This is a genomic window from Sphingobacterium sp. UBA865 (genome assembly GCF_002295765.1).
GTDB lineage: Bacteria > Bacteroidota > Bacteroidia > Sphingobacteriales > Sphingobacteriaceae > Sphingobacterium > Sphingobacterium multivorum.
On the sequence record NZ_DBGB01000019.1, the window covers coordinates 1 to 26,243 of the forward strand.

The following is a 26,243-nucleotide window of genomic DNA, read 5'->3' on the forward strand; positions in this document are numbered from 1 at the left end:
TGTGTGTTTAGGTATATTGAGGGTTGGTATAATAAAGGCAGATTACATTCAGCAATTGGGTATAAGACACCTGGTGAGCTAGAATTGGAAATGGAAAAAGCTGCTTAAAAAGTCTCCGATTTACTATTGCAATTCCAATATTATGTTTATGATGATTTTGGAGATCTTCGCTATGTACTGCCGCCAGGATTTACGGGTACCACATTTTCGGAAACGGTTAGCGGAGATTTTTTTGAGCTTATTTATGCTTATAAGTACGATGCGCGAAAACGGGTTGTCAGGAAAAAAATACCGGGAAAAGGCTGGGAGTATTATGTGTATAACAATAATGACCAGGTGGTGTTCACACGTGACGCTGAACAGGTAGCACGTGGGGAATGGAGTTTTACCAAATATGACGCTCAGGGAAGAGTAATATTGACCGGAATAGAGAAAGGGCACACCGGTGATGACCAAAGCAGCCTACAGTCATCACTGTCATCCTTTACAGGCCCCCTTTGGGAACAGCGCGGATCGGCTATGGAAGGATATACCAACAATACGATGCCACAAAATACAGGCAATATTACAGTTCAGGCAGTCAACTACTATGATAATTATACTTCCATACCGGGTTTACCCTTTACGGATCATAGCACCTATAGTATCCGGACACAGAGCCTTCTGGTTGCCAATAAGTTGCTTGTACTGGATTCAAGTCCTGCAAAGTGGTTATGGACTGTCAATGATTACGATGATCAGGGCCGTATTGTGAAAGTGAGTAGCACAAACCATCTTGATGGCACCGATATCGTCACCAATGAATACAATTTTTCGGATCAACTGGTTAAGAGTACCAGGGTACACACACCGTCCACAGGGACGGCCGTTACCCTTTCAACGGGCAATGATTATGACCATCAGGGACGTTTGGTCCAGGTCAGAAAAAAGGTGAACAGCCAAACCGAGATTATCCAGAGTAAATTGGGCTATAACGAGATCGGCCAGCTTACAACCAAATCGCTTCACAGTGAGAATGGCGGTGGTAATTTTATGACCAGCATAGCTTATGCCTACAACGAACGTGGCTGGCAGACCAAAGCCAGTTCGGCACAGTTCACCTCATTACTGAACTATAATGTCAACGGTACCACAGTTCTTGCAAATGCACAGTACAATGGCAATATCGCACAGCAGCTGTGGGGATATGCCGCTACCACAAACAGTACTTTTAATTATAGTTATGATGCCCTGAACAGGTTGAAGAACGGTGTGAGTACGGGAACAGTGATGAGTGAGGCAATGACCTATGACGATATGGGCAATATCAGAACACTGATCCGGGACAATGGTACAATGATTACGTATGGATATAACAATAGCGACAAGAGTAATCGGTTGAATACATTGTCCGGTGGTCTGACAGGATCGTTTACCTACGACCAGAACGGTAATGCAACCAAAGACCGTACAGGTATGCTGTTGACCTTCAACCAGCTGAACCTTCCGAAAACCGTTATTGGAGGAGGAAAGAATATAGCCTATACCTATGATGCTCTTGGGACAAAATTAAGCCGTCTGTCAGATGTGGGCGGAATCAAGACACAACGGGATTATATCAGCGGGATAGAATACAGTAAGACAGGAACGGGTAGTCCGGTCATTGAGCGAATTGGTACCGAGGATGGTTTTCTGTTGAACAGTTCGGGGGCATATAGCTATTATTATAATCTGACGGACCACTTGGGTAATGTACGTGTAGTATTGAAAAAAGGAGGTACAGCTACGGTGCCAACTGCGGCAGTAATGCAAAAGCAGGATTATTATCCATTTGGAAAGACGAAGAGTATTGCAACGAGTATCGATAATAAGTATCTTTATAATGGCAAAGAGATGCAGGCTGACCTAAATGGCGGTACGCATACTTTGGGAAGTTCTTATATATTGGAGGGGCAATTGGATTATGGGGCCAGGTTCTATGATGCTGAAATTGGACGGTGGAATGTAGTGGATCCATTAGCGGAGAAATTTGATAGTCATACACCTTACAATTATGTGGGAGATAATCCGGTTAAAAGGATTGACCCGAATGGTGAAGACTGGTGGGATATTATCAAAGGTGCCGCTGTAGCCGTAGCTGATAATATGACACAAGGAGCACTCGATAATCGAAAGAGAACGTCCTATAATAGTGCTTCGGATTATAACCTTGGGCAAGATGCTGGCGACATTATAAGTGCTGGGGTTGGTGCTTTAATGACGATTGATGGAGCTAAGAATATTGCGGCGGGAGTTGTGGTTACTGTTGGATCAGGAGGAACCGCTAGTATCGTAAGTTTACCAGTTGCGGCAGCAGGATCAGCAGAAGTTGTAATAGGAGTTGGCACGCTTAAAAATTCAATGACTAATTTTGCCACTAAAAAAGGTAGAGTAACAGCGGAAAAATCACAAAATTTGGAGAAATCAAGGGATAAAGGTGTGCCAAACTCCCAAATCGGTCCATCTGGTAAACCGAAGGTTCATAACGTATCCAAGGCAAATAATAAGAGAGCGATGGACGCAGCTAAAAATAATCCTAAATCGAATACTAAACCTGTAAAACATTCTAGTGATAGTGGGCAAAAAACTCACTATCATTCAACTCGGGATGGTGAGAAACAAGGGGGTAAAGATAATATTCATTATGAAGATCGATCAACTAAAAGAAATAAATAAAATGTATAAATCTGTTTGGCTTGCTTTAGTCGACATCGAAGCAGGAAAGGGTAACATGTTTCATGAGCTTCTCGACTTTGAGGGGGAATTAGAAGAACAATATATCGGTGCTTGGGGAAATATTTTGGTTATTTGTGATAGAATAAATGAGGTGCCCGACATTATAGAAAAAGGGTTAAATGAACTGGGAATGAGAATTCTATTTATAGATAAAATTGAAAATATAGAATCACTGATAAATGAAAATGGGATTACAGAAGAGGTCATTGAGGAGGTTGATTGGTTGTTAAATTCCGACTATATTTTTAAGATAAGTGATAAACTCTTTCCCTATTCTGAACGCGAATGATGAATTTAAGGTTCAGATAGAAAATTATTGTATCCACCTAAAAAAACAGGTGATGCTTCGACATTTAAAGAAGATGGTACATCTTTTGAGATTCATCATGAAGGACAAAATCCAGATGGTCCTTATAAAGAAATGCACAGAGATGACCATCGTAGAGGTGAAAATTATAGAAAAAATCACCCTCAGGTCAAAAGCCGCTTACAAAAGAGCAGCGTAGGCAATTTAACAAAGATAGACCGCAATATTGGAAAGCAGAGTTTCCAGACTTAAAAAGTAAATAAATTATGAATATAATTGAAAACGAGTGTGAACGGGTACTAAGAGAGTTGTATAGGTTTTCTGACGATATTATCAATTTTGGTAATCCAATAAAAGATAATAGATTGGAAATGTTAGAAGACGCATTGGATTATAAATTACCCATTGACTTTAAATATGTTCTTAAGAAACATAATGGAATTACGTTAATAGGAACAGAAATTTATGGGTTTGATGCAGCTTTCAGGGGCAACTCTTTAGAAAAAATATATGAATTTGAGCACAATATAGCAGATAATAAAATGTCTAGAGAATTTTTGCCTTTTTCCCCAGATGGAAGAGGTAATCATTATTGTCTTAATCTTACTAAGATAATAGATGGTGTTTGCCCAATAGTTTTTTGGCAGTGGGATTATGATTATCCAAGAATAAAGGATGTTGAGGAGTGTAATGGTAGTTTTTTAAGTTGGATAGAGGAAGTAATGCTAGAATGGAATTTGGAAAATTATAATTATGATGGAACTTCTAAGTAGTCGAAGGAATACCTAATAATCTTTTCTGTTCATGCATTTATGCAAAAGGAATGAGTACACGGGGCTTTGACGAGTTAATCAGCGAGATCTCTGCGACTGAAATATCACGTATTAACGAAAGTGCGCTCCCGGCAGTAAATTAGTGGCGAGGTAAGCCTCCTGAAGCCGTTCATGCCGTTGTATTTCTAGATTGCATGCACATTAAAGTCCTCTAGAATAGAACTGTCAAATCAAGGGATATTTATAACATTTTGGCAATCGGTTTGGACGGTAGAAAAGGTTAGATCGGTCTCTATGGCCCAGAAAAATAGGCGCAAAGTTCTGTTTTTCTGGACGTACCGATCTTAAAAAGCATGACGTTTAAGATATTCTTTTCGCTTGATTTGATTTGTGCCATGTTCAAAAATAAAAATGTTCTATTAATTTAACACTGGATACAACAGCTATATTACAACTAGCAACAAGTCAAACTCAATAGGACTCTTCTCCTTTTCTTCCATTCGTGTAAACCAAATGTTGGAATAAATCATAGACTGGCGAAATAAGCGGTTCTGTCTGCGATTAGAACATGGGGACCAAATTCATCACTAATCATTTTGCACTCTCGTGTAAAGATCAAGGCATCATAAAGAAATTTTAGGAACGAATTTTTACGTCTACAGCCAAAGGTGTCGCTACTCCTAAAGTATTAGTTGCTCTAATGCGAAATGCTTTTGTACCCGTATTATGATCAATCGTAAAATTCAGACCTCCAGATGTATATACGTTATTATTTATTCGACCAGCTTCAAGCCATCTCGTAGGATTGGAGTGTGTAGAAGAAACGATATGTGTGGCCGCAGACGCTACGTTACCCCTGGTGTAAGCTATTGAAACTTCATAATAACCTGACGCACCTACTGCGATTGGTTTGGCTGAAGCGAATTCAATAAAATCGCCAACCTTGAAATCTGCAGGAAAAGTAACTGTAGTCTGGAAATAATCATTCGCATTTTGCGCTTTGGCACAATAGCTATATCCCAATAGGAGTAGGATAATTGAAAAAATAAACTTATTCATAAAATATACTTATTTTGGTTAAAAACTATTACTCATTTGGAACATCGGCAAGTACATAGCGATGAGGATCAATCCAACGACCAAGCCCAAGAAGATAATAATAAAAGGTTCCAACAAACTGGATAGCGTAGAGGTCTTGTATTCGACTTCTTCCGTCAGCTGGGTTGCTATCTTTTCAAAGAAAAAATCCAACCGGTTCACCTCCTCCCCAACACGGATCAATTGTACCGTTTTGGCTGGATAAAAAGGGTATTTGGAAAGTGCAGCATGCAGGGATTCGCCCTGTAAAATTTCCTTCTCGGCCCCCTCCAAAGAATGTGCTATGGGATAAAAATCGGTCATTTGCTGCACCAGCTGGATAGATTGCAACAGCGGCGTGTTGGTGCTGACCAATAGACGCATGGTATTCGCGAAACGCGCTAAATGCACCTTTCTGATAATATCGCCAAATAAGGGAAGCCTTAACATTATCTTGGATGACCACTTGCGCCACCACAGCTGCCTTTGGTTGAAACGGATAACTACAATAAGACCAATAAGGACTAATACACCCCACCAGAACGTACGGTCCATAAATTGGGAGACTTTTAAAATAAAGGCCGTAATGGCCGGTAGCTCGCCGCCGAAACGTTTGAAAATATCGGAAAACATCGGTACCACAAACTTGAGCATAAACAGTACTGCGCCCATCGATGTGCTTAAGACAATGATGGGATAGGTGAGTGCCGAAATAATTTTACGGCGCTGCCCAATCTTGCTTTTGTAGAAAGAGGCCAATTCTTTCATGACCTCGCCAAGTTTTCCGGTCTCTTCTCCAATCCGTAAACTGAAAAATTCGTAATTGCTGAATTTTCCGCTTTTACGGATGGCATCTGATAGGCTGTCGCCCACAAGGACATTGCTCTTGATTTCTTGGAACAATTTGTTGTCCTTGTTATTTTTCTGATCCAAAAGAACAAGATCAAATGCAGTCTTGAGGTCAACACCCGATAAGAGCAGGGTACTGAATTCGACATAGAACTCTTCTTTTTTCTTGTCGGGAAGCTGGCCGTTTCCAAAGCTGATGTCTTTGTTCAGAAAGGCCAAAATATCGCCAGATCCTTCTTTTTTCTTAGGGGAAGTAGGCTGTTCAGGCTTTTTCTTATATTTTGAGATATCAATTGAAGGCATAGACGAAATACATTAATTAGTGATCTCCGATTCAAGCTGTAAAAGTTGCTGAGCCGAATAGATCTTATGGTAATCAAATTGATGTTCTTTATTTTCAAACCGGATATTCAGGTTAATATGATCCGTCAGTTCTTCCGATGGAAGATGCTGTATCCTTGGCGTCATATCCAGGTTGACAGTTTGGATCAAAAAAGTATCTTTTTCTACGGTGTTTTGATTTCTCACAATGAATTTAGGTGCAAACTCATAACTGATATTTCCGGATTCATTTTCGCAGATCAGACTATTTTCGCTTGTTTTTAACCAAACCGATCTACCAATGTCCTGTTCCAGCAGATGTTTGAAGAGGCTGTAGGAGAAACGCTCCTGTCGTTGCTTTTGCTGCCGTAGGAAGAGCTGTTGAAAATATTGAAACATATAGAAAGCCATACCGATACTGATGGCTGAAATCAGCATGGCAATGGTGAGTTCCATGAGGGTAAAAGCCTTTAACTTTTGTTTTCTCATTGTTGACCTCCTTCGGCTGTTTTATTTTCAATATAGCGTATCAGGCTATCGATTACCTTTCCTTCCTCGGAGATTGCATAAACGGCCAAGCGCAGGCGGTCGGGATACCCTTCAGCTTCTTGGAGCTGGTAGCTCAATTTTATACTATCCTGCAAGCTTTCCCCCTCGGTGTCGCCATCAAATCCATTGGCTTCCAGTTGACGGCTCCAAAGCATCATCTGCTCCGTTGTGCTCTTTCGTGTTTCACTTCTGGAAGCTTTGGTCAGGTTGACAAAAATAAGCATGCCTATGCCGAAGACGATCAGGATAATCACCATGGATACAAGTGTTTCCACAAGGGTGGAGGCTTTGATCCGAAGAATGTTAACTCCCATAGCTATACCACTTTAAAGGTTTATTGACCTGTTTTTTTTGATCGGCGATCAATAAATAGGAGGTCAGGAAATGGGGGGGTAGCTTGCTGCGGTCAAATTTAATATTGACCAAAAAATTCTCGTACATAGATGAAGGACTTTTGTAGAGAAAGCGGTAACAGGCTGTGCAGCCTACTACTTCTAATCCTTTGCTGTAGTCTAAAAGACCATAGACAATAAGATCCCCCAGGATCTTGCAGTCTTTTCCGAGGCTTGCCGCCGATGGCATATCGGAGCGTTTGGGCTCGTATAAGAGAACAGTTCCTGCGATATTGCAATTGTTGCCTATTCTTAAGCTTGTGCTTTTGCCTTCTCCGCCGATTACTGCTGCGGTCGATGGATACTGTAGGGAAACATTATCTTCCAATATCAATGAGTCGGTGGCAAAGAACTGCGCAGCGCCTTTAAATCCTTTTTCGATCCGTATGCATGGCGCGATCACCAAAATATCTTGTAAAAAAGCTGTGGCGGGAATGACAATTGTGGTGTCCGATAGTAATTGAATATTACCCATCAGACTATCGCTCATCTGTCCCTGGCCTGCACGTAGATGGTAATGTAGTGTTCGCTGATGGAAAGGGTTTTTATTTGTGGTACCTATAGGCATGATTTCGCCCTTCAGACTGTCTTGTTTGAGCAAGGCTTGCAGCGCTGTCAGGCGCTTGGTGTTCAGTGCCTGCATTTGCCGGTCGCTGTCTTTACTCTTTCCTTCAACGATCTTCTCATTGCCTTTAAAATATTCCCCATCAACATAAGATGGCCTGACCCCAGATTTGGGGATGAATGCTGTTCCTTTAATAACCGTTTCACCACTTACAGAAACTGGCCGATCTTCATCTGTGATATAGAGTACTGTTGAGTCTGTGGGCGCCGTACCTAATAAAGCAGTCTTCATGAGGGAATCGCGTTGCATATGTGCGCGGACGACGGCAATATCATAAAGTCCCCATTCGTATCTCGATAGATAGACCGAATCTCCCTGCTGGGTGATATTGGTCAGTGCGGTATCCAGGGCGTAGAGAAAATTGGTGGAGGTAACCAGACTAAATCCGGCATCAATCTGCTGTCTCAGCTGTTCTTTACGATTAAAACGGGCATCTTGATCCCGAAAAAAGAAAGCAAGATAGATCAAACTCCCCAAAAGTACCGACACGATAAGGGAAATGACCAACACCAGATATAATGCTGCCGCCTTGAGCATAGTTTTAGGAATTAGGGTGTTACAGGTTCGGGCTGATTCTCTTTCTTTTTAAACCATTTATTGATCTGGTCACCGATCAGCTTTCCAGTCTTGCGGAAGATATTGTTATTTTGGAAAGCTTCTTTGGAAATTTCCTTGCCCAGATCAAAGTATTGGTAACTAATGACACCGCTTGTTTGGTTCTCTATGCTGCCATGCAATTTACCCTCTTAGGGTTAGCTGTTTTGTATAACGTAAGTATTGATGCCGGCGGTAACTATACCTTAGTCCATAGCTTGGCCGGTTCTGATCTGTATTATAATGTCAATGAGTTGTATGTAAAAGTAACAAAAGATGCTAATTGGAGTGCATCTGATGGTCGCGCCCGTACACAGGAAGTCTACACCAATGTTCAGGGGCAGGAAGTCCTAAAAAGAACATTCAACAAAAATTCCAGTGGAAATATTGAGATATTATCGACATATTACGTTTATGATGATTTTGGTAATCTTTGCTACACCCTACCTCCGGGTGCTCTACCGGACAATGCTGTAAATATATCTGGTAATGTCATTACGCAGGACATACTGGATAAATTATGCTATCAATATAGGTACGATGCGAAGGGTAGACCGATAGCGATAAAGAAACCGGGGATTGATTGGCAATATAGTGTCTATAATTCCCTTAATCAGGTCGTAGCTATCCAGGATGGTAATGACCGTTTGCGTAAGGAATGGTTTGTTACCAAATACGATGGCTTAGGACGAGTCATTATTAAAGGTGTTTGGAATAATAATAACACGGCTATATCAAGAAATGATCTACAGACTCTTGTCGACCAGCAGGCAAAACTTTGGGAAGAAAAGACTACAACAGGAAACGGCTATACAACAGTTTCCTGGCCTCAAACGATAACGCGATATAATCTCATCAACTACTACGATGACTATACTATACCGGGGATTCCATCGGGATATGCTTACCAAAGTTATGCGGGTAATCCTGCAGGAAGTAGCAAGCAGACTTACGATAAATTGACCGCCACCAAAACATGGCTACCAAATGGGACAACTGAACTATGGTCCGTACTCTTTTATGATGAGAACGGGCGGGGCATCCAATCGCAATTGGGACATCATCTAGCAGGTAAAGACATTGTTGATACAGAATATCTTTTTACCGGTCAGGTAAGTAAGGTAGCGCGAACACATAGTAGTAGTGTGGGAAGTTTGGTTATAGCCAACCGTTATGAGTATGACCATCATGGTCGTGAAATCAATCTTTATTCAAAGATTGGTGCAGATGCCGAGGTGTTGCTTAGACAAACTGTCTACAATGAATTGGGACAGGTAATCGATGTAAGACTTCATCAAAAGTCCGGGACCACGAGTTTTCTGCAGAGTTTAGATTATAGATACAACGAAAGCGGTTCGCTGATCTCGATAAATGATCCTGATCTTTTGGTCACCTCTGTTTCAAACGACGGAGACAGCAATAGTGGTCCTGATCTGTTTGGTCTTAAGCTAAGTTATCACGATGATCCGGTTGCTCCGCAGTACAATGGAAACATTGCGGCTATGCGTTGGAAGACCAGCCAGGTCCCGACTGTTCAAACTGTTGCCCCACCAAAAATGGGCTATCAATACCGATATGATGTACTAGATCGCTTAACCTCTGCTATTTCGGAGAAAAACGGAGTGGTGGACAATTCACATAATGAGACTGTTACCTATGATAGGGATGGGAATATCATCACATTAAAACGGAATGCGTTTACAAGCGGTGCTGTCCAGGAGATCGATAATCTAGCTTATACTTACGACGGTTACCGCACTAAGAAGATCGACGATCTGAGTACAGCAGCGAATAAGACGCTCGGTTATGATGATAAGCAAAAGGTCGCTGAGGAGCACCTGTATGACCTAAATGGAAATATGATAACCGATCTGAACAAAGGAACTACGATCATCTATAATGAACGTAATTTGGTTCAGCAGATTACATTTGGTACAAACCACAAACTAGAATTTCTGTATGATCGTACAGGAAGGAAACTTCAATCCAAATACACAAAAGATGCTGCTGTATATACGATAGACTATATCGGAGGTATCCAATATGAGCAAGGACAGATTGCTTTTATTCAAACCGATGAAGGACGAGCACGTAAAACTGGAACGAGTTACAGCTATGAATATGATATCACCGATCATTTAGGAAATGCGCGCGTTACCTTTACAGCTGATCTGACAAATCCGAACCAGCCTGTTGCCAAGGTGATCCAGCAAAATAGCTATTACCCATATGGTCTAGCCATGTATGGCGACGCGGTCAATAATTTGCATCTTTCTTATGTATCTGGAGAAAAAAGTAAATATCTTTATTCAGGAAAAGAGCTTTATGACCAAGGTGGGTTAAATTGGTATGATCATGGTGCCCGAATGTACGACCCGGCCCTTGGGCGCTGGTCTGTTACAGATCCGGCAAGTCAATTTGTTAACCCATATTTGGCGATGGGAAATAATCCTGTCATAGGAGTTGATCCAAATGGGAAATTTTGGCATATTGTTATTGGCGCTGCTATTGGTGGTACTTTTAACTTGGTGGATAAAATAGTCCACGGACAAGTAACTGATTTTGGTTCAGGACTGAAAGCATTTGGTGTAGGAGCATTTGCAGGAGGATTGGGAGCAGCAACAGGCGGGGCGGCAATCGCCGGGATGTCGGTTACTTCGGTAAGTACAGCTTTTATTGGAGGGAGTATAGGAGCTGTATACAATGATATGGCTCTGGGCTTAGGGAATATGATAGCTTTTGGCGACCCTTACGATCCGTCTCCAGCTCGATTAGGTACTACGGCCCTGATAGGAGGTGTTACTGGAGGTTTATTTCAAGGGATTAGTAATAGCGCTGCGGGTCGTAATTTTTGGACTGGTAAATTTACTAATCTTAAGGGCTGGGTTCAGCCGATCGAACCTACACCTTATGGTGTTAAAAACGATAATGGTAAAATAGTCCCTTTTGACGACGGTGTTACACCGGCGGATCCTATTGCTGGTAATTATATAACCAATTCGAAAAACACGCCATATCCCAAAGTTGTGGTCGAAGGATATGGAGAAGTGCCATTTCCTGAAGGTCCATATACACCAAATAATTCAAGCGTATTAAGAGGTTCTTTTACAGCAAAATATAAAGCTGATTTTAAAGAATGGTGGATTAGTCAGGGAAGACCTTGGCCACAAGTTCCTGAAGGCAGTACGCTGAATATCCATCACATTAAACCGTTGGCTCAAGGAGGGACGAATGCATTTGATAATTTGGTTCCCTTAGTTCAACCAGAGCAACATCAGCCATTTACGAATTGGTGGAGAGGATTCAAACAATAATATAATATGGATATGAAAAAATATTTGGAACTGATTAACAAAGTAATTGATCCCTCTTTAAAAGGCGAAATACTTACCTATGAAAATTTGAAGTCTACATTCGAAATGAATATTGCAGCCTCGGATTTAGATATAGATAAATGTAGAGTAACTTTAGAAGCAGGACTACCCAACGATTATGAGTTTTTTTTGAGGAATTTTAATGGAGGGAAGCTATTTCTAGTAGATGATTTTGCAGGATTCAAACTATTGGGTACTGAGGAATTGATTAATCACAATAAGTTTCAACAGGAAAACTTTGGAGAAGATTGGGATAAACATGTAGTGTTATTTTGCGAAATTATAGGAGATGCTGAATACCTAGGTTTCAAAATAGATAAAGAAAAAGTCCAGATAGTATTTTGCATTATGGATACTCTGCCTTCTGAATGGCAAGCGATTGATGATACTTTTGACATATTGATACAGAAAATTATAGAAAGTAATGGAGCAAAGTATTGGATTTGAACAATGATTTTTCGATTGTCTGATATAGGAGCTATATAAAACAATATAGCTCCTGGCAAAGCGGGGATATAGTTGTTTTCTATCTTTATGATTCGTCTCCTCCTTAATTAAACTGATCATACCAGGGGTCATATTATCCATGTAGCTAAGTAATTTTTGCAGGGATAGGATGAATTAGATACTAGTCAGATTAAAGAGTATATAGGTTGAAAGGCCAGTTCTTCATCCAGCCAAAGAGCTTCCTTTAACGGTTAATAAGGGAGGCTTTTTGTTTTCTCTTTTATAAGCACGATCCAATACTTTGGCATGCTATTGTCTTAACGACAATAGCTACAATTTAGACACGCCTTGTTTTGCAATCCTCCATACTAAAAAAGATATGAGTGATATAAAACAACAACGAAGGTATCCAAAAAATCAGGTCAAGTCCTTTGAGAATTGACTATCTGAAATACTGCTGTGGAAATTACGTATAAAATCGCATAAAAATAGCTATCCAAAAAGGTTGGATAGCCCGTTGATGTGCTGTCGGTTTAGAGGTATACGGGCCAATAATCGCTCGAAGTTCCCACATTTTCCAAGTCGTCTTGCAGGCTTGTCGTAAGGAAGCTAGTCTGGTAATATTGATATCAAAGAACTTTACTCCTCGGTTTTAAAGTCAATATATCCACGTTGAATCAAATCAACGTATTTTTCAGCATCAGCAATGCGATTGAACTTCGCAACGAGTTTGTCATCACCTAATCCTAGGTGAACAATTTGATACTCCAACTCGCCCTCAGATGCGTTGGAATCACAAATAAAGACCTCAATACCTTTCAATTCTTCATCTTTAATCTCGCTGAGTTGTTTATCGAAATAAGATAGATTAGCAGGCGGATTATTTTTCTTGTATTCTTCTGCAAACGTTTTAATCTTCTCAATTAAAACGGGATTAATAGTTTTTGTTGACTTTTTACCTTTTGTATTATCTTTTCCAGCATCGCTTTCCGGTTTGGCCCCATCTTTTTTGACTTCTTTATCCACCTCAACTTCAAATGGAATTTTCTCGACTTTCATCAAGCGTTTTAGTTCTTGGTCCAATGCCTTGGCAAGACCAGTGCTGCGTCGGCTTTGATCGCGTACTTTTAACAAAGCATTGTCTTTTTCAAACAGTTCTCCCAATTGATTTAAGTTCTCTTCGCTAGGTTGAGAGGTATTACTCCGCCATGAGCTTATTGTTTTAACATGGGCTCCTGTCCAAACGGATAGCAAAAAATTTGAGATTTTTAATGATTTTAATTCTTCTGATATTCTATTTATCCTGATTACTTCATCTAATTTTTTTCGTCCCATAATTTATTTTTAAAAAAAGTAGTACATAGTGTTACTTTTTAAGTATATTTGTACTGTAAGTATTTTGATAGCGAAATGTTGAGCAGTTACAAACTGCCCATAAAACGAAATCACTCAAGATAGAAAACCGCAATTTTCCGCTTGAGCTGATCTTGGATTCGCTTTCTATTGGATTTAATGTATATTTGTGCATATTCCAATAGGGCGATTCCTTGTTAGTCTCAGCGGAACTTCAACTTTGGTTGAAGCGGTCTTTGCGGTACCACTATCTGAGCATTGGAATTCGCTCTATTGGTTTATAAAGTCCAATTGTGCATCAATCTAATCAGAGTGATTTTCGTTTTCATAAACTGATAAATTATGAGAACAAAAATTACAACCATTAAATGTCTGTGCCGCAAGACCAAATGTCTCGAGGTGCGAAGATTCCTTTCATTTCACTACCAGAACGTTATTTCACCACCAGAATAAGTAACCGTATTTTTCAAAAAAACAAAGGGAGCGATACCGGTCAAACGATATCGTATTGAACAAATGTGAATGTTCGTATTGCTAGAAGGTTAAGCTTTCCTCGGTTTTCTCGTTTCGGGATGTCTTTAATCCCATTGTTTAGATTTTTTTATACTGTTAATTACTGATTCGAAACCTAAAATTAGCAAATAAAAAGAATCTTTTCAAGCGGCGATGAATGACAATCTTTTATTGTCGCGCAATAAAGCCGCGACGAGTTTTTTCCTTATTCCGACAGGAAGCACCCTAATTATCCACTAATCAATGCCTTGTAACCGTTTTTAGGTGCTTTTCGGATCAATTAGTTTTTAATGTTACACGGCGATGGCTGGTATGCCTTTGCAATAGGACCTTTTTTTGATGCAATTTTTTTGCAAAGGGGAATGTTGCGTTCTGTTCAGAAATCAGAATATTGCTTCCGCCATATTTACGAACCTCAATTATGAGCAAAAAATCAGTTAATCCGCTAGCACTAGAGTTAGCATTTTATGAAATATATGATCATGGATATGATCCAATACGGACGATAAGAAAATTCTGGTCCAGTCATTCAATACATGAATGCCACGAAAATATTGAAGCAGTATTTGACTTTATAAAGAATAATAAAGTAGGCGTTGCTAATCTAACTAAAAAAAAGGAGTTTTTCTTTAATCTATTGCGCTTATTGATCGCCTATTTTCTTGTGCATTATCGCAAGATCAAACTGGATGGTGTTCAGTTCTCCTTTGTAGAATCGCTCGAAACGATAGAGTCGGAATTGAATACTAAAAAGAAAATTCATGATTTCTTTAATCGAATAACTGACCAATCTTAACCATAAGCAGATGACAAACAAATCAAATCTTGTGTCTGCCTTATCGGATAGGGGCGCACGCCATACAATGATAAAAATAGCCCTACCATTGGTATTGCTATTCGTTTCTATGTTTAGTTTATCAGCCCAGACGCCCCGCAAGGACAGCGGGGCTAACGGGCCAATGGACTTAGTCCTACAAGGGACCGTCACATCCGATGCGGATGGCAAACCACTGCAAGGGGTATCGGTACACATCGAAGCGGAAAATAGTCGCGTTTCGTCTAAAAAGAATGGCACCTTTAGCCTGCCCGTACTGTACCGAAAGGGTAAAGTGAAGTTTACCTATGTAGGGTATAAGGCTTTAGAAACGGAATATGTCGCTGGGGTATTGTTGAACATTAAAATGTTACCACTGGCAAATCAACTGGACGAGGTGGAAGTGGTCTCTACAGGCTACCAAAAGATTCCCAAAGAACGGGCGACAGGGAGTTTTGTGCAGATTGATAACGCAATACTAAATCGGACTGTTAGCACCAATATACTAGATCGATTGGATGGGATCACAAATGGTCTTGTATTCAACAAAAATCCGGAAAGTAGTTCGCCCATAACAATACGGGGCAATAGTACCATCTATGGTAATCAGGTCCCTTTGATCGTCCTGGACAATTTTCCGTATGAAGGTTCCTTGGAAAGTATCAATCCGAATGATATTGAGACAATCACCGTGCTTAAAGATGCAGCGGCTGCTTCTATTTGGGGAGTGCGTGCGGGCAATGGAGTGATTGTTATCAATACTAAAAAAGGAGCCAGTCAAAAAACGCAGGTAAATCTCGTTTCCAATCTGACTCTATCACAAAAACCGGATCTCTTTTATAGGCCACAGCTATCGTCTTCTGATTATATTGCACTGGAAACTTCTTTATTTGATAAGGGGTATTTCTGGAATGTCACTGATGGTTACTCGTCCATATCGCCTATAGTCGCCATGTTGCAACAGCGAAAAGAGGGGCTGATCTCGGCAGCAGATTCGGCTTCATTGGTCGACCGGCTGAGCGGTTATGACGGCCGGCAGGATATTGCAGATCACGTATATCGATCGGCAGTAAATCAGCAGTATGCGGTTTCCGTACGTGGAGGGGGAACTGCATATCGTTATTATCTTTCGGGTGGATATGACGGGAATATGGGGAGCATAGTCAACCAATTGGACCAGCGCTATTCATTGACGGCCAAAAATTCATTTGACCTGTGGAAAGACCGTCTGGTTATTTCTTCAGATATTTTCTTTACAGAGAGTAACAACAGGGCTATTAATTCGCCTTATCTCACGCCACGATACCCTTACGAGCGTATGTATGATGAGAGCGGCAGTCCATTGGCTACAGTGAAAGACTTGCGTGCCAGTTTTGTGGATGGAATCGATAGGGACAAGCTGTTGGATTGGTCATACTATCCGGCCAATGAATTGGACGCCGACCGTGTGATCAGCGGAATTGACTATCGGTTAAACCATCGGCTTGAGGTAAAAATTATGACAGGCTTAAAATTCTCTGCGGATTACCTGTTTCAAAAAGGAACACAAAATAATACACGCCACTATCTATCAGAATCGTATTATACACGTCATCTGATCAATTCATTTACCCAGATCGATAAAAGTACAGGACAGGTAATCCGCCCCATTCCCTTGGGTGATATCTTAGATGAAGACAACAGTGCCTTTACCAATAAAGCGGGGCGGGTGCAGTTAAATTTTGATAGAAAGTTTGGTCAACATGATATCCATGCGCTGGCAGGTTATGAAATCAGGAACTATAATACGGTATCATCGAGCGATAGACGATATGGATATGATCCTGAAACCGGTATATCGGGCAACAATGCCATGGATTTTGCTACAGAATTTCCGCAGTCTTATGGTTACGGAAGTAGCCGTATTGCAGCGCGCGTAAGTAATCGGGGAGCTATAGACCGCAACCGTTCTGTTTATTTTAATGGCTCCTATAGTTATGACAGCCGCTATACGCTTTCGGTCAGTGCCAGACGGGATGAGTCCAATCTGTTTGGGGTCAAAACAAACCAGAAAGGAGTACCGCTCTGGTCTATTGGTGGCCTATGGCAGCTCTCGAATGAAAACTTTTATCATTTTGACCCAATTCCCATACTCCGTCTAAGGGCTTCCTATGGTTACAATGGTAATCTGGACAAATCCGTATCGGCTTACCTCACGACATTGGCGGGAACGGGTATCAACAGCTTTGGTAACCGATATTTGAAAATCTCAAATCCACCTAATCCTTCCTTGCGCTGGGAAAAAGTGGGGATCTGGAATATGGCACTTGATTTTGAGACTGCAGCAAAACGTTTGACAGGTTCTATCGAATATTACCGCAAAGGAAGTACGGATCTGATCGCCAACAGCCCTTTGGCTCCGCAGACCGGTGTGGTCTCCATCAAGGGAAATGCAGCTGATATGGTGACCAGGGGCTGGGATATAACAGTCAATAGCCGTAACCTGATCGGAGAATTAAAATGGGAAACTATGACGTTGCTGAGCTGGGTGAAAGATCGGATCACAAATTATAAGGCAAAGCAAAGTAACAACTTCGATATTGTGACCGGCAATTACATCAATCCATTGGAAGGCCATCCGCTGTATGCGCTGTTCAGTTTTCCTTACCTCGGACTGGATGGAACTGGAAACCCGGTTGGCCAACTGGATGGAGTGGAAAGCCAAAATTATAGCGCGATGATAAGTAGTTCAAATACCGACAACCTGATCTCTTCAGGTGTAGCTACACCGACATTTTTCGGAAGCCTGATGAATACTTTTCATTATAAAGACTTTGACTTTAGCTTCAATATCGTTTTTAAAGCTGGTCATAAGTATAGACGGGAGTCGCTAAATTATTCGGAATTGTTGACCAATTATAGGCAACCTGATTATGGTAAGCGTTGGCGGCAGCCCGGTGATGAGCTGTGGACGAATGTACCTGCTATGACGTACCCCTTCGACAGCAATCGGGAGAGTCTTTACAGGTATGGAGCAGCATTGATCGAAAATGCCAGTGCTGTTCGCCTGAAAGACATACGTTTGGCTTATCGCAGGTCTATCAACAGGATTGGAATCCGTGAACTCCAGATTTTTGTCTATGGAAATAATATTGGATTGCTCTGGAAAGCCAATAAGCAGGGGCAGGATCCTGATTCTCCTTTAATGCCTATGCCCCGTGCTTATAGTGTTGGATTAAATGCAAACTTCTAAGGAAATGATGATGAATATAAATAAAAACATTACTTCAAGATTCTCTTTTCTATTGTTATTTATGTCGTTATATCTTACTTCATGTAAGGATAGCTTTCTTGATGTGAAGCCCTCGACAGATATTGTATCGCCCAAAACATTGGACGATTTTCAGCAAATGCTGGATTATCCTCGGATAAATCAGACATCAGCACTCCCGTTCCTGGCCTCGGACGAGTGTAATATACCGGAGGAAAAAGACTGGTTGGCTCAATCAAATTTGGAACGAAATGTTTATATCTGGTCCGACGATCAGTATGGTGGACAGACGAGTATAGAAGATTTTAATTACCCTTATGAGGGCATATTTTATGCAAACTCGATTATCACAGGGATGGAAAATCTCCAAAATACCGCTGCAGATAGAAAAAAATATAACCATATTTTAGGGCAGGCTTATTTTGCACGGGCTTTTTCATGTTTTGATCTGGTCAAAAACTTTGCAGCACCCTATGATGCAGTTTCTTCACAACAGGAACTTGGGATCGCGCTAAAACGAACTCCTAATGTTGATGAAGTAGTACAACGTTCTTCTGTTCAAGAAAATTATGATCAGATCTTGTTCGATTTAAACCGTGCCATTTCATTATTGGATTTACCCATTACAGCTGATAGAAACCGGGCAAACAAGCCATCAGCTTACGCTTTGGCTGCCCGCATCTATCTGAGTATGCGGAATTATGAGTTGGCCGAAAAATATGCCGATAGCTGTCTTGCCTTGTACGATAAGCTGATCGATTATAATACAATTAGCTTAACCGTAGCGGCACCTTTTACGCTAGACAATGAAGAGTCAATGCTGTATTCAACCGTTGGGCGCAATTATTCATTGGTATTGTATGCTAGTACACAAAATATGAGTATTGATACTGAACTGTATAATTTATACGCTGATAATGACCTTCGAAAATCTATTTTCTTTTCTAAAAATGCTACAAACGGACTCATCAAGACAAAACGGGGATATAGTGGCTCTTCCCGTTTCCCTTATTCTGGATTGGCTACGGATGAAGTATATCTGATTAAAGGGGAATGCGCCGCCAGAAGAAATGATCTACGGACATGTAAGGATTATTTATTTAAGCTGCTTTCTAAAAGATATAAAACTGGGACGTTCACAATGGGAACTTTTTTAACAAAGGATGAAGCCCTAAAGAAAGTCTTGATAGAAAGACGGAAAGAATTAGTATGGCGAGCAGGATTACGATGGGACGATATCCGGCGGCTCAATAAAGAGGGTGCCAACATATCCCTTAGCAGGAAGCTGGGAAATGAAATTTACGTACTCGAGGCAGGTTCTCCGCGATTTGCATTTCCAATACCAACCAATGAATCTATTTTCTATACAAATAATAAGTAATCATGAGAAAAATCTTTTTTGAAATAATAATATGTTTTATCGGCTGTCTATCCGGGATGGTGCCGACAGTAAAAGCGCAGTCCGATATCACCATTGCAGGGCGCTTTTCAAAAGAATTACCAAAGGGGACCAAGTTAAATGTGATTGTGCTCGATGAATATGCATTGCCAAATTGGTTTGCATTTTCGACATCTTACAAAAGCGAAATCAGTGCGGATGGTCGTTTTCAACTTAGCTTTCAGCCTAAGAGTTCTAAACTTTTTGTAAGCTTTAAACTTGAGGGTCCTAAACAGGAATACAACTATCTGAATGCACTGGATAATAATTTTACACTTTATCTAATGGAGGCCGGAGATAGCTTACATATGGATATATCGGATGATAATATTATTTTTTCTGGACGAGGTGAGGACAGGATGAACTGCCAGCAGGCTATATATGCTAACCAGATATTTCCGAGAAATTCTATTTTACCATTGCTTCGTCAGAAAGAACGCAAAAATAGCGGTGATTACGTAAAATCTTTAATTGGATTGATTGATAAAAATCTGCAAACAAAGCTGGCTATCCTTGACCTTTATAAAAATGATTTGACCGACTCGGTATACCAAATCATAAAATACAATACGATCGGAGGTGCTTATCTGATACTGTGCTCGCAGTTATGGTTGGATAAGGGAAAAGGAGGATTTGACTTTTCGCAATTTAAACAAGGATTTCTAAACTGGCTATCTCAAATCCCTAGAGATGATAATGATCTGGCTGCATTTGCGCCACTTTATATCAAATATCTTTTCGAAAGAGAGCAAAGCCGTGCCGCTTATACAAAATATCCTGATAAAATAGCCCAGGATTTTGAATTTAGGGATATACTTCAAACGATTACTAGTATAGCTGCAAACAAACAACGGGATGCATTATTGACTGCAACCACAATAAATCTCGCTGATCGGAAAGCCGGCGTACAAGATACGGCGGCAAGTATTTTTAAAATGCTAAAGGATCCTACTATAAAGAATCTATTTGAAAGGTGGCAGTCAAAAACGGGAAATAATGTGCCTGCATATGCTTTTAGCCTGCCCGATACATTAGGGCAAATACATCGGCTAAAGGATTTTAAAGGTAAAATGGTCTTAATTGATCTTTGGTTTAACGGATGTTTTGGTTGTAAGTATATGAACAAAGAAATGCGCAAAATTATAGACCATTTTAAACCAAAAAAAATAAAGGATATTGTTTTTATAAGCCTCAGCGTTGATAAAACCAGAAAGGGCTGGATAAATGGATTGAAGACCAAAGAATACAGCCAGCCCGAGCAATTGAAACTCTCTACCTATGGGACATCTTGGTATGATAATCCATTCTATAAACATTACAATTTTAAAGGCGCGCCGCAGCTCCTGCTTATTGACAAAAAAGGGAATATTATTTCATCGGGGCCTCCAGATCCGAGGTTAGACGGAGGGAAGGCATTAATTGAGTTAATGGAAAAGAATCTTTAATGCAACAGGCCGGCAAATAATTGCCGGCCTGCTGTCTTCGATCCAAAATACTATTGGTAAAAGGCCTTATTTGAATCTGGGTGTGGTTGTACACCATTTGTCGGAGTCGCTTGACTGTAGTCTAATGTCGAAGGCAATGAAGCATTCTCAGATTGAACGACACAGTCATTTGGACTTGGTTCCTGACAATTCTCAATAGGATTTGGCGGAGTAGTTACTTCGATGTACTTGCCAGTTGCCTGGTCATTGACCCAGTAACGCATCGTTGCCTTTCCTGTTGTTGTTGCATGAAGCATTGCCGTTTGATCGGCTGCTTTTTTTGCTGCATTTTGCGCTTGGGCATATTGCGCCATTCCAGCTCCTGCCGCAAGTGTGGCTACTCCAAGTAGCACTTTCCCATAATTTCTAATTGTTCCCATGGGGTTAATTTTTAAATGTTTACAATTTTGTTCTTTTGAGGGCATAGAGTCCCGCGATCAGCCAGATGATATTAAAGACGATATGCGTTTTCCAGCCCATTGATTCGATGACACCACCGCAATGACAAAGCTTTTTCTCCACAAACTGAACCATCAGACTGAGGTATATGGTAAATACAGCCATTAATAGGGTCGAAGTCCACAGTGCAAAGTGCTTGATTTGAGACCCAGGCACTATAAGCAGAATAGCCAGCATAATCTCCAGCGAAGGGATGCCATAGCCGATTAGTTTCGCATACTGACCCAGATGGGGGATCTTGCCATTGCCCCTGATAAAGGCGGCTATGTTATTGAACTTGACCCAGCCCGTATACATGTATAGAAAGGCATAGCCATAAATGATCAGGTCAGGTAGGCGATGATAAACCCAGCGCGCACCCGAGCGGATTGAACTACCGCGTTTTGTGGAGCTTGCAGGCTGACCCTGTTGATACACTGTGCTATTGAACCGCTTTTCCATAAGCTTGTTTTGTTTGATTGTGATGTTTTTCTGTTTGCTGAGGAACCACCTGCTTGTAGCCGATGGGTTTCCGGGTTAGTCTTTTTCCTTACCGCCCTGCGGGAAAACTTTCAATCGATAGCTGTTCCAATTTTTGATCCGTTCCATTTTTTTCTTCTTTCGTTTAATTCAAAGGTAGGACGGGATTTTTGGCCAAAGTCTGTCACAGCTTGACAGTAAATTCAGTTTTTCGATCTCCTTTTTAGGTATAATCTTTTGGCCCGGTGGACCGAACTCTCTGAAATAAGCAAAAGATCAGACTGCTCCCTGATATTCAGGGCGCTATACAGATGGGGTAGATAGTCCCCAAAATAAAAATAACGTTCTGTCACATTAGGGATCGAGCCCATCACACGAAGATGGTCGAGCTGATGTTTCTGTTTGTTGATCAATAAGTTGACCAGGGTATCGATAGCGGTTTCAGTTTGCCGGTAGGGGACGACTGCTTTGTAGGGGATTTTCAGCACCAGGCCAGATCGCAGACAGCTGATGTCGCCCAATGCCGGGCTTTTGCTGTAAAAATGGATGGTTGTGAAAATTCCCATATGTGGCAAGGCGACGTTCATGATATTATACCGATTTCGATGAGGACAATAACGCTGTTTGACAAGCAGACCTGCCAGAACAATATAAATGGCCGATTGCCGATCTTCGGCAGCGACCAAGGTTTCGCCTTTTACCATAGGTCGAACCTGCCCATTTTTTAACAGCCAATTTTTATGAAAATCACCAAGTTCAGGATGGAACTTCTTCCAATAGCCTTGAAATTTCAACAGCATTTCTTTCGCAGAATAGTAAGTGCCCATCAATCAAATCTTTGGTATAAAAATGCTATTTCACGTAATTTATGTACAGCCTTGCTATTAATATCAGCATATAGACTGATTTCGTTGTCGCTAAGAAAGTCGACGTAGGGACCATACTCCTCCAAAAAAAGATGAATTCGATCTTCCGAACTGGAGTGGGTCTTTAAAAATTCGGAAAGATAGTGTTTTGAACGGTAGCGCAGTTCATGCTCTTCGAGCCACAACTTCAACTTCTTTGGATGATTGAGAATATAATGCAAATAGGACGGTTCTAACGACAGCAGCCAGCTTGGCATCAGGGCCCTGGTTCTAAAATGGTATGCCGACTGATTGTAAAGCCATATCGTATCGGGCATCAGGAGCTGAACAAGAGAACTGGGCTCTCGCTTGCGTGACGAACGGTCGTATTCTTTAAGAAGTCCATGGATCAATATAAACAACTGTGGCTCGGGCTGTTCTATACGCTGTCCGGGAGAGAGGTAATGTATCTTGAGCACATTAGCAAGTTTCTCCTCATCGTGGAGCCTAGTAATCCCTGTATCCTTTAGGAGATAAATAAAATGGGATAACAAATGTTGTTTAATAACGGACAGATCATTCATATTAGGATTATACATTGGCTCAGTTATGTAAGTATAAAGTACTCATTACTAAATTACAGAATGACCTGTTTCGTTAAAAGGTATTTGTTTTTCCTGTGATTAATTGATTTGGTATGAAAAATACCAGCGAGCGATGATTATCGCTTTCCTTGGAGGAATGTTTACCAAATAGCCGAAAACTATATTAAAAATAGGATTTCTTTAGGGTTTAACTTTGTTCTTTTGGTTTATAAACTTATTTTAGTGTTATACTAACCTGAAGTGTTTTAAATCATGAATTATGCAACTGGACGTTAATATTCAACGAATACTGTTTAATCTTATCGAAGAAAGAACCGAAAATCCTAATGAGCTGATCAAGGAATTAGAGCAGCTGCTCTGCATTGAAAATAGGTCCTTAAGAAATCGGCAACGTGGGGACACCTACCTTACGCTGCCGGAGTTTTATCGTCTTGCACGGCATTATAAGATCTCATTGGACGATATCGCAATACGGTTGGAAAACCATTTAAGTGACCATACAGGCCTGGAGGTAAAACTAACTGATGTGTCTTATCTGCCTCTGTTGAGCGGAGAGTTTATGGAACTCAAGCATTACATCGAAAATTTGAGGTATGAATTTGAAAAACTCCAAAATCAAGGTGATCATGCATGGTTGAAAATGACATGTACGGAAGTGCCGCTAGTACATCTGATGGCGTTTGAGGAACTCGCCTATTTTAAAATCTACACCTATTATTATCATATTGTGAAACTAGATATCACATTTGAGGAATTTTTGAAGAAAATACAACCTCTAAATCTGAGCGAACATTTTAAAGCGATTTCTGCGGCCTATGGTAGTATCTCCAGCGAAGAAATTTGGGATGGATTTACCTTTGAAAAACTATTACGATTACTAGCTGAAAGTGTTTTCTTTGGCAAGTTTGAAAAACAGAAAACCTTGGATCTTTTGCTCGGCCAGATCGACAGCCTTGTCGATTATATCAAAACAATGGTTGCCAAAGGTGAAAAAATGCACGGGGGGACTGTAGAATTGTATTATTTCGAGTCTGTGATGCGGGAAAGCTTTGTGCTTACTGGTTCAGATGACATTCCAGCTGAAGCCATGTTGAAAATATTTATGATTCAATCGGTCGGTATCAAAGATCCTGATTTCTCAACGTATCTTGATCTTACTTTTCAGGCCTTACGAGGAAGGTCTAATCCGGCCAATAAATGCTCAGAACTGGTAAAAACCAAGTTGATGAAAAAGCTGTCCAAGCAGGTTGAGGACTACAGAGCGAAGGTCATGAAGATGTAAAGGAACAACCGCAGTGGTATATAGGCTGGTCGGATTGGAAAAGCTGATAAAACCATGTAACTAAATTATAAATCCGAGCAATTTTTGACTAGATCGATAAGATATGGGAGGCGATTGCTCCAAAAATCCAAAATGATGAGTGAAAAATTACCTTGTGTTAATTGCTTTGCTTTGTCGGCGAAACCCGAGAAATGCCAGACGCCCTGTCTGCTGAATGCCTGCCGGCTGATTGTTGACCAGATTGTTCAGTCCGTGGAACAGGTGACCGCATTGATCCAGCGTAAATTGCCCGATCCTCCAATACAGCTTGTACATAGCAAAGAAGTCTGCAGCTATGTCGGCATCGTTGCAAAAACACTCTACCGCTGCGAGAAACAAGGGATGATCCTTGCTTATAAAAAGGATCATACGGGCAAGTATTTTTTACACGCTGATATGGTGCTATTTAAGAAAAAATACCATAATCTATCCGATTTTTAATCTTTCATTTTCTTTCTTCTTTCGTTTTTCTATTTTTCTTTTGTTTCATTTTATAGCAAGGGCCCTACTTGCTGTATTTGTCCATCTCTCTTTACCATCCTGTGTTCCTACTGGTTTTCTCCTCTTCATGCCTGCTTCGTCCCTTGTTCGGCATTCGTTCGGCCTGTTTTCGGAATGGCAATACAATTTCCCTACGGATGCCCTACGTTTTTCCTACCGATTAGAAGGCGGAGAGTAGGTAAAGTGTGGGCGGGTTGTAGGCAAAAGCCGAAAGAGAGGCGAACCAGTTGCAGATCAAAATCGAAGGCGACAAGAGTAAGCCTTGGCTTTTTCTGATTACAGAGGATTATCTTCTATGGACAGCAAATGGACATTTATCTGAGCTGTTCAGACAGATCCACATAGGGGGGCGGACAGTGATCGGACTAGTCTTTTTCAGCCCTTGAAAATGCGTTTTTTCTGTTTTATGTTTGTTGATGTAAAGCAAGATATACCGGTATCAGTCAAGTTTTTACATGTTTTTTAACTTTTAAAATTTACAACATGGGAACAATTAGAAAAGGCGTCAATGGTGGATTCAGCGGTAAAGCTGGATCGGTAATAGGCGCACATTGGAAGAGTATCGATTATATCAGAGGGCTTTCCAAAAAGAGCAACAAACCGGCTAGTGAAGCACAGCTGATCCAACAAGCACGCTTCTACACGATTGCCAAATTTATTATGCCGATAGCACCATTTGTAGAGGTCGGTTTTTCGCAGGTCAATAGTGAACGGATGACGGGGGTAAATGCAGCAATACAGGCAAATATGAAAGCTGCTATTGCTGGTACTTATCCAAATTTTGCATTGGATTACGCTAAGATAAAGATTTCTTCAGGAAGTCTGCAGCCTGGCGGTAACGTTTATGCATCGGTTAATTCCGGGATACTCACAATGGGCTGGTCGGACCAGGCAATACAGATGCAGAAAGGGAGCTTGGACGATGTCGTGCATATTCTGCTGTATCTGCCTTCGCTGGATGAGTTTTTGACCGCTCCGAAACCTCCTGTGCGTGGGGACGCTACGATCGATATTGAGCTGCCCGATTACTTTTTGGGTGAAAAGGGGCATCTCTGGCTGTTTTTTACAGATCGAAAAAACGAGAGGATCAGTCGTACAACCTATTTGGGGGAGTATGATCTTATCTAGTGATTAAATGA

24 protein-coding genes are annotated in these 26,243 nt (G+C 40.9%); 13 read left to right on the forward strand and 11 right to left on the reverse strand.

From position 1 onward, the window contains the following. Nucleotides 1-126 precede the first annotated feature (126 nt). From B2O97_RS09700 to B2O97_RS09715, 4 genes are read left to right on the forward strand one after another with little or no spacing between them, the layout of a single operon-like run. A complete protein-coding gene (locus tag B2O97_RS09700; protein WP_286767320.1) occupies nucleotides 127-2,694 on the forward strand; it encodes an RHS repeat domain-containing protein in 2,568 nt (855 codons plus the stop codon). Then, the gene (locus tag B2O97_RS09705) at nucleotides 2,663-3,043 is read left to right on the forward strand and encodes a hypothetical protein (RefSeq protein WP_286709408.1); all 381 of its coding nucleotides are present in this window, start codon (nucleotides 2,663-2,665) and stop codon (nucleotides 3,041-3,043) included. The genes B2O97_RS09700 and B2O97_RS09705 overlap by 32 nt, the downstream gene beginning before the upstream one ends. A gap of 27 nt (nucleotides 3,044-3,070) precedes the next feature. Further along, nucleotides 3,071-3,313, forward strand: coding sequence for an HNH/ENDO VII family nuclease (locus B2O97_RS09710; protein WP_286767321.1), 243 nt, complete (start codon nucleotides 3,071-3,073; stop codon nucleotides 3,311-3,313). A gap of 14 nt (nucleotides 3,314-3,327) precedes the next feature. Further along, nucleotides 3,328-3,834, forward strand: a complete 507-nt coding sequence (locus B2O97_RS09715) for an SMI1/KNR4 family protein (protein ID WP_286709410.1) — start codon at nucleotides 3,328-3,330, stop codon at nucleotides 3,832-3,834. A gap of 636 nt (nucleotides 3,835-4,470) precedes the next feature. On the opposite strand, the gene B2O97_RS09720 is transcribed toward B2O97_RS09715, so the two are convergent. The 6 genes from B2O97_RS09720 to B2O97_RS09745 are packed head-to-tail and all read right to left on the reverse strand — an operon-like array spanning nucleotide 4,471 to nucleotide 8,384. Continuing rightward, nucleotides 4,471-4,893 carry a hypothetical protein gene (locus B2O97_RS09720; protein WP_286709411.1) on the reverse strand — a complete coding sequence of 141 codons (423 nt, stop codon included), beginning with the start codon at nucleotides 4,891-4,893 and terminating at the stop codon, nucleotides 4,471-4,473. Nucleotides 4,894-4,911: 18 nt separating this feature from the next. Next, nucleotides 4,912-6,063, reverse strand: coding sequence for a type II secretion system F family protein (locus B2O97_RS09725; RefSeq protein WP_286709412.1), 1,152 nt, complete (start codon nucleotides 6,061-6,063; stop codon nucleotides 4,912-4,914). A gap of 12 nt (nucleotides 6,064-6,075) precedes the next feature. Then, nucleotides 6,076-6,570, reverse strand: a complete 495-nt coding sequence (locus tag B2O97_RS09730; RefSeq protein ID WP_286709413.1) for a PulJ/GspJ family protein — start codon at nucleotides 6,568-6,570, stop codon at nucleotides 6,076-6,078. After that, nucleotides 6,567-6,944, reverse strand: a complete 378-nt coding sequence (locus B2O97_RS09735; protein ID WP_286709414.1) for a PilW family protein — start codon at nucleotides 6,942-6,944, stop codon at nucleotides 6,567-6,569. Before B2O97_RS09735 ends, B2O97_RS09730 begins: the two co-directional genes overlap by 4 nt. Next, nucleotides 6,934-8,184 carry a hypothetical protein gene (locus B2O97_RS09740; protein WP_286709415.1) on the reverse strand — a complete coding sequence of 417 codons (1,251 nt, stop codon included), beginning with the start codon at nucleotides 8,182-8,184 and terminating at the stop codon, nucleotides 6,934-6,936. The genes B2O97_RS09735 and B2O97_RS09740 overlap by 11 nt, the downstream gene beginning before the upstream one ends. Nucleotides 8,185-8,195: 11 nt before the next feature. Next, a complete protein-coding gene (locus B2O97_RS09745; RefSeq protein WP_286709416.1) occupies nucleotides 8,196-8,384 on the reverse strand; it encodes a hypothetical protein in 189 nt (62 codons plus the stop codon). Here B2O97_RS09745 and B2O97_RS09750 point away from each other — a divergent pair. After that, the gene (locus B2O97_RS09750; protein WP_286767322.1) at nucleotides 8,379-11,555 is read left to right on the forward strand and encodes an RHS repeat-associated core domain-containing protein; all 3,177 of its coding nucleotides are present in this window, start codon (nucleotides 8,379-8,381) and stop codon (nucleotides 11,553-11,555) included. The two genes, B2O97_RS09745 and B2O97_RS09750, sit on opposite strands and share 6 nt — an antisense overlap. 12 nt (nucleotides 11,556-11,567) lie before the next feature. Continuing rightward, nucleotides 11,568-12,062 carry an SMI1/KNR4 family protein gene (locus tag B2O97_RS09755; protein ID WP_286709418.1) on the forward strand — a complete coding sequence of 165 codons (495 nt, stop codon included), beginning with the start codon at nucleotides 11,568-11,570 and terminating at the stop codon, nucleotides 12,060-12,062. Nucleotides 12,063-12,701: 639 nt separating this feature from the next. On the opposite strand, the gene B2O97_RS09760 is transcribed toward B2O97_RS09755, so the two are convergent. Further along, on the reverse strand, nucleotides 12,702-13,397 hold the full coding sequence (locus tag B2O97_RS09760) for a hypothetical protein (protein ID WP_286709419.1): 696 nt from the start codon (nucleotides 13,395-13,397) through the stop codon (nucleotides 12,702-12,704). Nucleotides 13,398-14,349: 952 nt separating this feature from the next. Between B2O97_RS09760 and B2O97_RS09765 the strand changes: the two genes are divergently transcribed. From B2O97_RS09765 to B2O97_RS09780, 4 genes are read left to right on the forward strand one after another with little or no spacing between them, the layout of a single operon-like run. Next, nucleotides 14,350-14,724 (forward strand): hypothetical protein, encoded by a 375-nt coding sequence (locus B2O97_RS09765; RefSeq protein WP_286709420.1) that lies wholly within the window; start codon nucleotides 14,350-14,352, stop codon nucleotides 14,722-14,724. A 10-nt stretch (nucleotides 14,725-14,734) separates the two neighbouring features. Further along, nucleotides 14,735-17,974, forward strand: coding sequence for a SusC/RagA family TonB-linked outer membrane protein (locus B2O97_RS09770; RefSeq protein ID WP_286709421.1), 3,240 nt, complete (start codon nucleotides 14,735-14,737; stop codon nucleotides 17,972-17,974). A 4-nt stretch (nucleotides 17,975-17,978) separates the two neighbouring features. Then, nucleotides 17,979-19,373 (forward strand): RagB/SusD family nutrient uptake outer membrane protein, encoded by a 1,395-nt coding sequence (locus B2O97_RS09775; protein WP_286709422.1) that lies wholly within the window; start codon nucleotides 17,979-17,981, stop codon nucleotides 19,371-19,373. A gap of 2 nt (nucleotides 19,374-19,375) precedes the next feature. After that, nucleotides 19,376-20,875 (forward strand): TlpA family protein disulfide reductase, encoded by a 1,500-nt coding sequence (locus tag B2O97_RS09780; RefSeq protein ID WP_286709423.1) that lies wholly within the window; start codon nucleotides 19,376-19,378, stop codon nucleotides 20,873-20,875. Between the two features lie 50 nt (nucleotides 20,876-20,925). On the opposite strand, the gene B2O97_RS09785 is transcribed toward B2O97_RS09780, so the two are convergent. The 4 genes from B2O97_RS09785 to B2O97_RS09800 all read right to left on the reverse strand — a co-directional run bounded on the left by B2O97_RS09785 (nucleotide 20,926) and on the right by B2O97_RS09800 (nucleotide 23,276). After that, nucleotides 20,926-21,294: a hypothetical protein gene (locus B2O97_RS09785; RefSeq protein ID WP_286709424.1), complete on the reverse strand. Its 369-nt coding sequence runs from the start codon at nucleotides 21,292-21,294 to the stop codon at nucleotides 20,926-20,928. Between the two features lie 19 nt (nucleotides 21,295-21,313). After that, a complete protein-coding gene (locus B2O97_RS09790; protein WP_286709425.1) occupies nucleotides 21,314-21,814 on the reverse strand; it encodes a MauE/DoxX family redox-associated membrane protein in 501 nt (166 codons plus the stop codon). A gap of 221 nt (nucleotides 21,815-22,035) precedes the next feature. Beyond that, the gene (locus B2O97_RS09795) at nucleotides 22,036-22,659 is read right to left on the reverse strand and encodes a hypothetical protein (RefSeq protein WP_286767323.1); all 624 of its coding nucleotides are present in this window, start codon (nucleotides 22,657-22,659) and stop codon (nucleotides 22,036-22,038) included. Beyond that, entirely contained in the window at nucleotides 22,659-23,276 is a 618-nt protein-coding gene (locus B2O97_RS09800; RefSeq protein WP_286767324.1) for a hypothetical protein, read from the reverse strand. The genes B2O97_RS09795 and B2O97_RS09800 overlap by 1 nt, the downstream gene beginning before the upstream one ends. 265 nt (nucleotides 23,277-23,541) lie before the next feature. Here B2O97_RS09800 and B2O97_RS09805 point away from each other — a divergent pair, with 265 nt between their 5' ends. The 3 genes from B2O97_RS09805 (at nucleotide 23,542) to B2O97_RS09815 (ending at nucleotide 26,232) form a co-directional block, all read left to right on the forward strand. Further along, complete coding sequence (locus tag B2O97_RS09805; RefSeq protein ID WP_286709428.1) at nucleotides 23,542-24,564, forward strand: hypothetical protein; 1,023 nt, start codon at nucleotides 23,542-23,544, stop codon at nucleotides 24,562-24,564. A 132-nt stretch (nucleotides 24,565-24,696) separates the two neighbouring features. Further along, complete coding sequence (locus B2O97_RS09810; protein ID WP_145327852.1) at nucleotides 24,697-25,044, forward strand: hypothetical protein; 348 nt, start codon at nucleotides 24,697-24,699, stop codon at nucleotides 25,042-25,044. A 543-nt stretch (nucleotides 25,045-25,587) separates the two neighbouring features. Further along, nucleotides 25,588-26,232, forward strand: a complete 645-nt coding sequence (locus B2O97_RS09815) for a DUF6266 family protein (RefSeq protein ID WP_153846071.1) — start codon at nucleotides 25,588-25,590, stop codon at nucleotides 26,230-26,232. Nucleotides 26,233-26,243: the final 11 nt, after the last annotated feature.

Bases quoted from the DNA above. Each gene is read 5' to 3' on its own strand.
- B2O97_RS09705 (WP_286709408.1), top strand. From the start codon at position 2,663: ATGAAGATCGATCAACTAAAAGAAATAAATAAAATGTATAAATCTGTT.
- B2O97_RS09715 (WP_286709410.1), top strand. From the start codon at position 3,328: ATGAATATAATTGAAAACGAGTGTGAACGGGTACTAAGAGAGTTGTAT.
- B2O97_RS09720 (WP_286709411.1), bottom strand. From the start codon at position 4,893: ATGAATAAGTTTATTTTTTCAATTATCCTACTCCTATTGGGATATAGC.
- B2O97_RS09725 (WP_286709412.1), bottom strand. From the start codon at position 6,063: ATGCCTTCAATTGATATCTCAAAATATAAGAAAAAGCCTGAACAGCCT.
- B2O97_RS09730 (WP_286709413.1), bottom strand. From the start codon at position 6,570: ATGAGAAAACAAAAGTTAAAGGCTTTTACCCTCATGGAACTCACCATT.
- B2O97_RS09735 (WP_286709414.1), bottom strand. From the start codon at position 6,944: ATGGGAGTTAACATTCTTCGGATCAAAGCCTCCACCCTTGTGGAAACA.
- B2O97_RS09740 (WP_286709415.1), bottom strand. From the start codon at position 8,184: ATGCTCAAGGCGGCAGCATTATATCTGGTGTTGGTCATTTCCCTTATC.
- B2O97_RS09750 (WP_286767322.1), top strand. From the start codon at position 8,379: ATGCAATTTACCCTCTTAGGGTTAGCTGTTTTGTATAACGTAAGTATT.
- B2O97_RS09755 (WP_286709418.1), top strand. From the start codon at position 11,568: ATGAAAAAATATTTGGAACTGATTAACAAAGTAATTGATCCCTCTTTA.
- B2O97_RS09760 (WP_286709419.1), bottom strand. From the start codon at position 13,397: ATGGGACGAAAAAAATTAGATGAAGTAATCAGGATAAATAGAATATCA.
- B2O97_RS09765 (WP_286709420.1), top strand. From the start codon at position 14,350: ATGAGCAAAAAATCAGTTAATCCGCTAGCACTAGAGTTAGCATTTTAT.
- B2O97_RS09770 (WP_286709421.1), top strand. From the start codon at position 14,735: ATGACAAACAAATCAAATCTTGTGTCTGCCTTATCGGATAGGGGCGCA.
- B2O97_RS09775 (WP_286709422.1), top strand. From the start codon at position 17,979: ATGATGATGAATATAAATAAAAACATTACTTCAAGATTCTCTTTTCTA.
- B2O97_RS09780 (WP_286709423.1), top strand. From the start codon at position 19,376: ATGAGAAAAATCTTTTTTGAAATAATAATATGTTTTATCGGCTGTCTA.
- B2O97_RS09785 (WP_286709424.1), bottom strand. From the start codon at position 21,294: ATGGGAACAATTAGAAATTATGGGAAAGTGCTACTTGGAGTAGCCACA.
- B2O97_RS09790 (WP_286709425.1), bottom strand. From the start codon at position 21,814: ATGGAAAAGCGGTTCAATAGCACAGTGTATCAACAGGGTCAGCCTGCA.
- B2O97_RS09795 (WP_286767323.1), bottom strand. From the start codon at position 22,659: ATGGGCACTTACTATTCTGCGAAAGAAATGCTGTTGAAATTTCAAGGC.
- B2O97_RS09800 (WP_286767324.1), bottom strand. From the start codon at position 23,276: ATGTATAATCCTAATATGAATGATCTGTCCGTTATTAAACAACATTTG.
- B2O97_RS09805 (WP_286709428.1), top strand. From the start codon at position 23,542: ATGCAACTGGACGTTAATATTCAACGAATACTGTTTAATCTTATCGAA.
- B2O97_RS09810 (WP_145327852.1), top strand. From the start codon at position 24,697: ATGATGAGTGAAAAATTACCTTGTGTTAATTGCTTTGCTTTGTCGGCG.
- B2O97_RS09815 (WP_153846071.1), top strand. From the start codon at position 25,588: ATGGGAACAATTAGAAAAGGCGTCAATGGTGGATTCAGCGGTAAAGCT.